Annotated in this window: 8 protein-coding genes and 1 pseudogene; all 9 read left to right on the top strand. The window is 51.0% G+C overall.

From position 1 onward, the window contains the following. Positions 1–232 precede the first annotated feature (232 nt). Positions 233–421 (top strand): annotated as a pseudogene (locus tag DW739_RS10545) (hypothetical protein); the annotation flags it as partial. Positions 422–579: 158 nt separating this feature from the next. Further along, positions 580–1,524 (top strand): DUF6017 domain-containing protein, encoded by a 945-nt coding sequence (locus DW739_RS10540; protein ID WP_058118388.1) that lies wholly within the window; start codon positions 580–582, stop codon positions 1,522–1,524. Between the two features lie 36 nt (positions 1,525–1,560). Beyond that, positions 1,561–2,034, top strand: a complete 474-nt coding sequence (locus DW739_RS10535; RefSeq protein ID WP_002604484.1) for a PcfB family protein — start codon at positions 1,561–1,563, stop codon at positions 2,032–2,034. Further along, on the top strand, positions 2,031–4,961 hold the full coding sequence (locus DW739_RS10530) for a DUF4368 domain-containing protein (protein WP_118743025.1): 2,931 nt from the start codon (positions 2,031–2,033) through the stop codon (positions 4,959–4,961). Before DW739_RS10535 ends, DW739_RS10530 begins: the two co-directional genes overlap by 4 nt. Further along, positions 4,958–5,302 (top strand): TnpV protein, encoded by a 345-nt coding sequence (locus DW739_RS10525; protein WP_118743024.1) that lies wholly within the window; start codon positions 4,958–4,960, stop codon positions 5,300–5,302. The genes DW739_RS10530 and DW739_RS10525 overlap by 4 nt, the downstream gene beginning before the upstream one ends. 141 nt (positions 5,303–5,443) lie before the next feature. Continuing rightward, on the top strand, positions 5,444–5,596 hold the full coding sequence (locus tag DW739_RS14945) for a hypothetical protein (protein WP_182427979.1): 153 nt from the start codon (positions 5,444–5,446) through the stop codon (positions 5,594–5,596). A gap of 335 nt (positions 5,597–5,931) precedes the next feature. After that, complete coding sequence (locus tag DW739_RS10515; RefSeq protein WP_118743023.1) at positions 5,932–6,294, top strand: DUF3847 domain-containing protein; 363 nt, start codon at positions 5,932–5,934, stop codon at positions 6,292–6,294. Next, positions 6,251–7,747 (top strand): MobQ family relaxase, encoded by a 1,497-nt coding sequence (mobQ, locus tag DW739_RS10510; protein WP_118743022.1) that lies wholly within the window; start codon positions 6,251–6,253, stop codon positions 7,745–7,747. The genes DW739_RS10515 and mobQ overlap by 44 nt, the downstream gene beginning before the upstream one ends. Further along, entirely contained in the window at positions 7,744–9,615 is a 1,872-nt protein-coding gene (locus DW739_RS10505) for an AAA family ATPase (RefSeq protein ID WP_118743021.1), read from the top strand. The genes mobQ and DW739_RS10505 overlap by 4 nt, the downstream gene beginning before the upstream one ends. Positions 9,616–9,644 lie beyond the last annotated feature (29 nt).

Below are 9,644 nucleotides of genomic sequence, written 5' to 3'. Positions count from 1 at the left end.
ATTTCTCCGTTTTTAACACCTTCAACAAGTCTGTTCCATGAAGGTCTGTCAAATAATGAGGTGTGATAGCGATAGCGGCAAAAAGCTAATAAAATCAATGGTTTTGCGGACAGCGGATAGACAGGGAATGTGTTAAAAACTGAATACGCACACAAGCGGCGTTACCTTAACCCCTTTTGGGGAGAAAGTAACGCCGTTTTTTTATGCCCGCAGGAAAGGAGGTACAGCCGGAATGTATTTCATAAAAGGCAAGCAGCGGGCATTTGAACTGCTCATGCAGCAGAAGCCGGGATTTGACCGCTATCAATCCGGTTGTGCCGGAGATGATGAAGATTGCGGCACTTGCCGTTTCTACCGCCCCGGGTGGAAATATGAGTTTTGCGTTTTCAAAGAGTGTCCCTATTGCCCCGGCAAAAGGACGCGGAAAACGCCCGCCAGCATGGACAAATAGACGGGCAAAAGCCCTTGTGTCATGCGGCTTTGCAGACGCGAAAACGGCAAAGGGCATATTGCAATACCAAAACAGCCGAAAACGGCTTTCTAATTGTCCACGCAGACCAAGAGAGGAAGTGAGGAAAAATGGCAGTTTTCAGAGTGGAGCGAAATACGGGATATACCGTTATGAGCAACCACCACTTGCGAAACAAGGAATTGTCCTTAAAAGCAAAAGGCTTGCTTTCGCAAATGCTGTCCTTGCCGGAGGATTGGGATTATACCCTTGCGGGCTTATCCCATATCAACCGGGAGAAGATCGACGCAATCCGCGAAGCGGTAAAGGAACTCGAAAAAGCCGGATATATCGTGCGCAGCCGGGAACGCGACGAAAAGGGACGCTTGCGGGGCGCGGATTACGTCATATACGAGCAGCCGCAGCCGCGAGAGCCGGAAGCAGCTACCAGCGTCGGACAGCCGCCTATATTGGATTTACCTGCGTTGGAAAATCCAACATTGGAAAATCCAACGTTGGAAAAACCTACGCAGGAAAAACCTACGTTGGAAAATCCAACGCAATTAAATAAAGATATATCAAGTAAAGAAAAATCAATTACTGATTTATCAAGTACCCATTCCTTTCCATTCCATTCCCTAAATCCCTTGCCCTTTGAGCAGGGCGAAGCGGCTTCGCCGCCGGAAAGGAAAAGAACGGAAGCGAAAAGCAATAGCGCAGTAGAGATTTACAGGGAGATTATCAAGGACAATATCGAGTATGACATTCTCATTCAAGACCCCAAAATGGACAAAGACCGCCTAAATGAGATTGTTGACCTCATGCTGGAAACCGTCTGCACAGCGCGAAAGACAATCCGTATTGCCGGGGACGACTACCCCGCCGAACTGGTGAAATCCAAATTTTTGAAGCTGAACAGCAGCCATATTGAGTTTGTTTTGGATTGCATGAGGGAGAACACAACCAAAGTGCGCAACATCAAGCAGTATCTAAAAGCGGTGCTGTTCAACGCGCCGAGTACCATTGACAGCTACTATACCGCCCTTGTCAATCACGACTTATACGGCGGCGAATGAGCATAGCCGCATTTTACCGGGAAAGGAGTTGATACCTTGCAGGAGGAAGTAACCCAAAAAACGATTGCCCTATACGTCAAAGTGGGAAAAGGCGCGGCGCGGCTTACCGAACAGGCGTTGCAGAAAGCAATCCAAAAGTTTTTGGAGCAGAAAAGCAAGCCCGCGCATGGGAAACAGACCATGCGGCAGCTTATGAAGCAGAACGCGGGTGTTTCCAACATCGAGATCACCGACAGCAATATTAAAGCCTTTGAGAGTACGGCGAAGAAATACAACATAGATTTTTCGCTGAAAAAGGTTAAGGGCGAGCAGACCCGCTACCTTGTGTTTTTCAAAGGCCGGGACGCAGACGTTATGACCGCAGCGTTTCAAGAGTTTTCCGCAAAGAAGCTGAACAGGGAGAAAAAGCCCTCTATCCGCAAAGCCCTTGCCGCTGCAAAGGACAAGGCAAAGCAGCTTAACGCCGCCCGCGACAAGGTAAAGAAAATGGACAGGGGGCGCGAGATATGAAGCAGATTAACTACAAAAAGCTAATACTTCCGAATATCCCCTATGTGTTCTTTGTCTATCTCTTTGATAAAGTCGGACAGGCGGTGCGGCTTGCCCCCGGCGCGGATATTTCCGCAAAGATACTGAATATCACGCAGGGATTTTCCGCAGCCTTTGAAAGTGCCTTGCCGAGCATTTACCCGCTGGATTTGCTTGTCGGCATTGTCGGCGCGGTGATTATCCGCTTGATTGTCTATGTCAAAGGGAAAAACGCGAAGAAATACCGCAAGGGCGCGGAGTACGGCTCTGCCCGATGGGGAAACGCCGAAGATATTAAGCCCTACATAGACCCGGAGTTTCAAAACAACATCATTTTGACACAGACGGAACGCCTTACCATGAACAGCCGCCCGAAGCAGCCGAAGTACGCAAGAAATAAGAACGTCGTCGTGATCGGCGGCAGCGGCAGCGGAAAAACAAGGTTTTTCGTCAAGCCGAATTTAATGCAGCTTCATTCCTCTTACGTCTTGACAGACCCGAAAGGTACGGTTTTGATTGAGTGCGGGAAGCTGCTGCAACGGGCGGGCTACCGCATTAAGGTACTGAATACGATTAACTTCAAAAAATCTATGCACTACAACCCCTTTGTGTATATCCGCAGCGAGAAAGATATTTTGAAGCTGGTAAACACGTTGATAGCGAATACCAAAGGCGAGGGAGAAAAAAGTGCGGAGGATTTTTGGGTAAAAGCGGAAAGGTTATTGTATTGCGCATTGGTTGGCTACATCTGGTATGAAGCCCCCGCCGAGGAAATGAACTTTATTACCCTGTTGGAACTTATCAACGCCAGCGAAGCCCGCGAGGACGACGAGGAATATCAAAGCCCCGTCGATCTGCTGTTTGCCGACTTGGAAGAACGCGACCCCGACCATTTCGCGGTGAAGCAGTACCGAAAATATAAATTGGCGGCGGGTGTTGTATGCTCTAAAAGACTTCTTAATCAAGCGGTTGAGAAGTCTCTTAGAACACACAACTTAAAATCGAAGAAAGGAGCGCAAGTTATGAGTAAAAACGAGAAAATCACTGCTCTGTATGAACGACTGAGCCGTGATGACTTTGGCAAAGATGATGACCAGCAGCGTGAGAGCAACTCCATATCGAATCAAAAGGCTATGTTGGAGGAGTTCGCCGCACGGCAGGGCTTTACAAACATTGTCCATTTCACGGACGATGGCATTAGCGGCACCTGCTTTGACCGTCCCGGATTTTTGGCAATGATGAAAGAAGTGGAAGCCGGGAATGTGGAGTACCTGTGTATCAAGGACATGAGCCGCATGGGTCGTGACTATCTGAAAGTCGGTCAGATTATGGAAATCCTGCGTCAGCGTGGCGTTCGCCTTATCGCCATCAATGACGGCGTGGACAGCGCCAGAGGGGACGATGATTTTACCCCTTTCCGCAACATCATGAACGAGTATTACGCCAGAGACACCAGCCGTAAAATCCGCTCCACTTTCCAGTCCAAAGGCAAGTCCGGCAAGCACCTCACAGGCACGGTCATTTACGGCTATCTTTGGAACGAAGCCAGAGACCAATGGTTGGTTGACCCCGAAGCCGCCGAGGTGGTCAAGCGCATCTTTGCCATGACGATTGAGGGCTACGGTCCGTATCAGATCGCCAGCAAGCTGAAAGAAGAAAAAGTCCTCATTCCATCCGCTTACCTTGCCCAGCACGGCGAGGGTGTGAACAAGAATAAGACTTTCAAAGATGTGTACGGCTGGGGTTCTTCCACCATTTGCAACATTCTTGAAAAGCGTGAGTATCTGGGACACACCATCAATTTCAAGACCCGAAAGCACTTCAAGGACAAAAAAAGCCATTATGTCCCGGAGGACGAATGGACAATTTTCGAGAATACCCATGAGCCTATCATTGACCAGCAGACCTTTGACCTTGTGCAGAAAATCCGTGGGAATGTCAGACGCTATCCGGACGGCTGGGGCGAAGCAGCTCCCCTCACAGGCTTGCTTTATTGTGCCGATTGCGGCGGCAAGATGTATGTCCACCGCACCAATAACGGCAAGCGCATTTCTCAATACACCTGCTCACAGTACACAAAAGTTCCTTGCGGGACACTCTGCAAGACCCAGCACCGTATCAATGAAGATGTGGTACTGTCCCTTGTCTCTGAAATGCTGAAAGCCATTGCAGAATATGCCAAGCATGACAGAGCCGAGTTTGTCCGTGTGGTGCAGGAAGCACAGTCCAGCCAGCAGACGGCAGAGGTCAGGAAACAGCGGACACGCCTTGCCACAGCAAAGCAGAGAGTTTCCGAGCTGGAAGTCCTGCTCTGCAAAATCTATGAGGACAACATTTTAGGCAAGCTGTCCGACAGCAGATACGCCACCCTGGACGCTCAATACGAAAAGGAACAGTCCGAGCTTACCGCTGAAATCTCTGTTCTGGAAAAGGCTGTCAAGAGCTATGAGAAGCACGAAAAGGACGCTGACCGTTTTATCGCTCTGATCGACAAATATGAGAACTTCGACAAGCTGACCATTGCCATGCTCAATGAGTTTATCGAGAAAATCCTTGTGCATGAGCGTGACCGTAAAGGCAGTATACAGACCACACAGGAGGTCGAGATTTATTTCAATTTCGTTGGGCGATTCGTTCCCCCGGCGTTTGGAGAAGTGGAGCTGACCCCGGAGGAATTGGAGGAAATCCGCAAGCGTGAGGAACGCAAGGACAGGCTTCATCAGAACTACTTGAAGCGTAAAGCCAGCGGAGCACAGAAGCGATACGAGGACAAAATCAAGGGGAGAAAAAAGGCGGAAATCGAAGCTAAGAAAGCCGCCATTCGTGCAGAGGACATTGCAAAGGGAGTGTTCGTCCCTGTCAGCAGCTTACCGCAGAGAGAGCCGATGAAAGGAGCGCAGATTGCATGAACATCACTTACAGACAGAACGGCGATTATCTTATCCCGAACATCGTTATCCACAAGACCAAGTCCATCGGACACTACGGCAGACTTCGCAAGGCGTATTTAGAAATGCACCGCCCGATACTGTTCAATGAGCTGGTGCTATCCGACAAGCTCTTTGAGCATTGCGCCGAGATTGACGAAGCGGCACGAAACCGCATGGAGCTGATCGTGCCGGAGCTGGCAAAGCAGTACGGCGTGACCGAGCAACTGAAAGCTGAAAACCAAATGGAATGGGTGCGGCAGATGAACGCTTGCAAGGCGCAGGCAGAGGAAGTTGTGAAAGCGGAATTGATTTATGATTGAGCGAGAAAGTCCGGGCAGAAAACTGTTCGGACTTTTCTCATATATTCCAAAATGACGGTAGAATTGTTCACAAGTTTTATGGTATAATTTGAATACGAAAATTGAGCAACAAATCGATATTTGTAGATGGAGGTAATCAAAATGAAAGAATATCAACATTTGATTGGAAAGATTGTTGTCGCAGTGGCGATTATAGTTGCCGCAATCATTATAGCGCAGGCTATTGGTGGAGCTGGAGAAAGTATCCGCAGTGGCTTGTGGCAATTAGGGGATGCGCTTCATTTGGCGAACTGATAAAATCCCTTTAGGAACTAAAGGGCGCACTTCTATACTCTCCTGTCGGGAGTATCGTCGTGCGTCCTGCGGAGCTTCATTCTCTGTCAGCAGAAGAAAACTGCCCGACCGAGAATGTTGCGTCACTTCGTTCCGTCAAGGGAGCTACACCCCCTTGCGCCGCTAAAGCGGCTATCCCCTGTGGACTTGCCGTCCGCAAACGGTTTTGACAAACCGTTCGCCGCCAGCAAGTTTGAAAAACCGAATACCAAAAATCAGACCGTTGACTGGTCGCACTATGCGAAAAGTTGACGGTCTTTTTTTATCCCCATTTTCAAAAAAGGAGGTCACACGAAATGTCAAAAAATCTTGAAAAGCTGAATGAGGAAATCCGTCAAGCCGAGACGCAGCTTGCACAGGAGAAGCACAAGGTACAGCGTCTTGAGAACAGGATTAAGCATCTGGAAAAGGGCGAGCGCAAGAAGCGCACCCACCGCCTTTGCAATCTGGGCGGCACGATTGAGAGCGTTGCCCCGGAGGTCAAGGAGCTTACCCGGACAGAGATTATCGAGCTGATGGAACACATCTTTTCTCTGCCCGAAGTCCAGAGAGCCGTCCACCACATGGCGATTACCCATATCAGCAGAATCAACCGGGAAAAGGAGATGAAAGCCGATGGCACTATTCCACTTCACAGTAGACCAAACGAAACGCAGTGAGGGGCAGTCAGCGATTGCTTCTGCCGCCTACCGTTCCGGTGAAAAGCTGTACAGCGAGTATTACGGCGAGTACAGCGACTACACCCGAAAGGGCGGCGTGATCTGCTCCGAAATTCTCCTGCCGCCCCATGCGCCGCCAGAATACGCAGACCGCCAGACCCTATGGAACGCCGTAGAGAAAGCCGAGCGTGGCAAGAACGCCCAGCTTGCATACAGCTTTGAGATTTCCTTGCAGAATGAGTTTTCCCTTGAGGAAAATATCGCTCTGGCAAGGAAATTTTTGTTGGAGCATTTTGTGAGCCGTGGCATGACCGTTGATGTGTCCTTTCACGAAAAGGAGCATGGGGACGGCGGCACGCCCAACCCCCATTTCCATTTCCTCTGTCCTATCCGACCCATCGAGCAGGACGGCAAATGGGGATTTAAGCAACGCCGAGTGTACGAGCTGGACGAGAACGGCAATCGCATAAGGGACGCAGACGGAAACTTTGTTTTCAACGCAGTCCCGACCACCGACTGGGGCAGACCCGAAACGCTGGAACATTGGCGTCAGACATGGGCTGAACTATGCAACGCCAAGTTTGCCGAGAAAGGGCTTGATGTCCGTATCGACCACCGAAGCTATGAGCGTCAGGGCGTGGACTTACTGCCCACCATTCACGAGGGTGCAACCGTCCGGGCTATGGAGAAGAAAGGCATACGCACCGAAAAGGGCGAGTTCAACCGCTGGATCAAAGCCACCAACGCCCTTATCCGTGAGGTCAGAAACAAAATCAATGCCCTTGTCGGCTGGATAGCGGAGATGAAAGCCGAGCTTGCCAAGCCGCAGGCTCCCGACCTTGTTTCCCTGCTGAACGCCTACTACACCCAGCGCAAAGCCGGGGCTTATTCGCAGAAAGGCAAAATCAGCAACCTCAAGGAGATGAACGAGACTTTCAATTATCTCCGTGAGAACGGCATTTACACCCTTGCGGATCTGGAAAGCCGTGTGGAGAGCCACAGCGCAACCGTCAACAGCCTAAAGGCAACGCTGGACACCCAGACCGCACGAATGAAAGCCATACGCCAGCTCCAAGACTACCGGGACACCTTCCACCGCTTGAAGCCGGTCTTTGACGGCTTGCAGAAAATCAAGTTTGAGAAGCCCAGAGCGAAATACAAGGCAGAGCATGAAGCTGAGCTGAAACAGTTTTACACCGCAAGGCGCAAGCTGACCGAGGAGTTCCCGGGCGGCAAGGTGGATATGAAAAAGCTGTCCGCAGAGTATGACCGTCTGGAACAGGAACACAGCACCACCTACGGCGAGTTTAAGACCGTCAGAGACGATTTACACCGCCTTTGGAAGGTCAAGTCGTGCGTAGATACTGCCACAAGATTTCAAGAGCGCACAGCGGAGCAAACGCTCCAAAATCGACCCAAAACACGACACAAAAAGGAGGATATGTCACGATGAATTACACCCAAGCACAGATTGACCGGGCAAACGCCGTCAGTCTGGAAGATTTTCTCCGCACACAGGGAGAGACACTTATCAAAAGCGGACGAGAATACCGCTGGAAAGAACATGACAGCTTGACCGTCAGAGGAAACAAGTGGTTTCGCCACAGCCAGAGCAAGGGCGGCTATCCCATTGATTTTGTCATGGAGTTTTACGGCAAGTCCTTTCCCGAAGCCGTCCAAATGCTGACCGGCGAAAGCGGCGAAGGACAGACCGAAGCCACCACCGCACCGCCCACAGCGTTTCACTTGCCCCTGCACAACCGAACAGCCGACAGAACAATTCAATATCTTTGCGAAAGCCGGGGTCTCAACAAAACGCTTGTTGAGGCTTTTCTTCTTTCTGGGGATATTTACGAGGACGCAAAGCGGCACAATGTTGTCTTTGTCGGCAGAGACCGAAACGGTACGCCGAGATACGCCCATGTGCGAGGAACGGCAGACCCATTCAGACAGGACATTGCCGGGTCTGACAAGTCCTATCCGTTCCGCTATGAGGGAAACGGCAACCAGCTCTTTGTCTTTGAAGCACCGATTGACCTGTTATCGTTTATCTGCCTTTATCCGCAGGATTGGCAGACAAGAAATTATCTTGCCCTGGGTGGCGTTTCGGGCAAAGCCCTTGACCGTGTCCTTTCTGAACGCAAGGACACCCGAAAAGTGTTCCTCTGCCTTGACAGCGACACCGCAGGAAGCGAAGCCTGTACCCGACTGGCACAGGATATTCCCGGTGAGATCGCCGTCATTCGCCTTGTCCCGGCAAGGAAAGACTGGAACGATGTTCTCCGTCAGCAAGGGGACATTCCCAGCCGCAAATTCATAGCCGAGACAATCACGCTGCGAGAGCTGCCCACCGCCCAGCCTGTTCCCATGCTCCGCATGGCAGATGTGGAGCTGACGAGCGTGGAATGGCTATGGTTTCCCTATATCCCCTTTGGAAAGCTGACCATCATACAGGGCAACCCCGGCGAGGGCAAGACCTACTTTGCCATGCGTCTTGCGGCGGCTTGCACCAACCGAAAGCCTTTACCTGGTATGGAGACCCTTGAGCCTTTCAACATCATCTATCAGACTGCCGAGGACGGTCTGGGCGATACGGTCAAGCCCCGACTGACGGAAGCAGACGCAGACCTTGAACGAGTACTTGTCATTGATGACAGGGACGCACCTCTGACCCTTGCCGATGAACGCATAGCAAGGGCAATCCGGGAAAACAACGCAAGGCTGGTTATCATTGACCCGGTACAGGCTTTTCTGGGCGCAGATGTGGACATGAACAGGGCAAACGAGGTACGCCCGATATTCCGCAGTCTGGGAGACATTGCACAGGCTACCGGGTGCGCTATCGTGCTGATAGGACACCTCAACAAAGCCGCAGGAACGCAAAGCACCTACCGGGGATTAGGGTCTATCGACATTACGGCGGCAGTCCGCAGTCTGCTCTTTATCGGCAAGCTGAAGGACAGTCCCACAACAAGAGTGCTTATCCATGAGAAAAGCTCCCTTGCGCCGCCCGGACAGTCCCTTGCCTTTTCTCTGGGAGACGAGAAAGGCTTTGAATGGATAGGAGCTTATGACATTACCGCTGACGAGCTTCTTGCCGGGACGGACACCGGCAAGAAGGAAAGCAAGACCGCACAGGCAGAAATGCTGATACTGGAACTGCTGGCAGACGGAAAGAAAATGCTGAGTGCAGAGCTGGAAAAAGCGGTCAATGACAGGGGCATATCCTCACGCACGATGAGGACAGCTAAAAGCCGTATTGGAGACAGGCTTGTAACCGAGAAAAACGGTGCTTCATGGATTTGCCATCTCCGAGAGTAACACAGGAACAAGGCAAGCGTGGCAAAGAC

Origin of the sequence: Clostridium sp. AM28-20LB, from assembly GCF_003480665.1 — a bacterium.
In the GTDB taxonomy this organism is placed as follows: domain Bacteria; phylum Bacillota; class Clostridia; order Lachnospirales; family Lachnospiraceae; genus Otoolea; species Otoolea fessa.
The sequence above is the reverse complement of the archived record's forward strand: the minus strand, read 5'-3'. Positions and strand labels throughout refer to the sequence as shown.

Bases quoted from the DNA above. Each gene is read 5' to 3' on its own strand.
- DW739_RS10540 (WP_058118388.1), top strand. From the start codon at position 580: ATGGCAGTTTTCAGAGTGGAGCGAAATACGGGATATACCGTTATGAGC.
- DW739_RS10530 (WP_118743025.1), top strand. From the start codon at position 2,031: ATGAAGCAGATTAACTACAAAAAGCTAATACTTCCGAATATCCCCTAT.
- DW739_RS10525 (WP_118743024.1), top strand. From the start codon at position 4,958: ATGAACATCACTTACAGACAGAACGGCGATTATCTTATCCCGAACATC.
- DW739_RS14945 (WP_182427979.1), top strand. From the start codon at position 5,444: ATGAAAGAATATCAACATTTGATTGGAAAGATTGTTGTCGCAGTGGCG.
- DW739_RS10515 (WP_118743023.1), top strand. From the start codon at position 5,932: ATGTCAAAAAATCTTGAAAAGCTGAATGAGGAAATCCGTCAAGCCGAG.
- mobQ (WP_118743022.1), top strand. From the start codon at position 6,251: ATGGCACTATTCCACTTCACAGTAGACCAAACGAAACGCAGTGAGGGG.
- DW739_RS10505 (WP_118743021.1), top strand. From the start codon at position 7,744: ATGAATTACACCCAAGCACAGATTGACCGGGCAAACGCCGTCAGTCTG.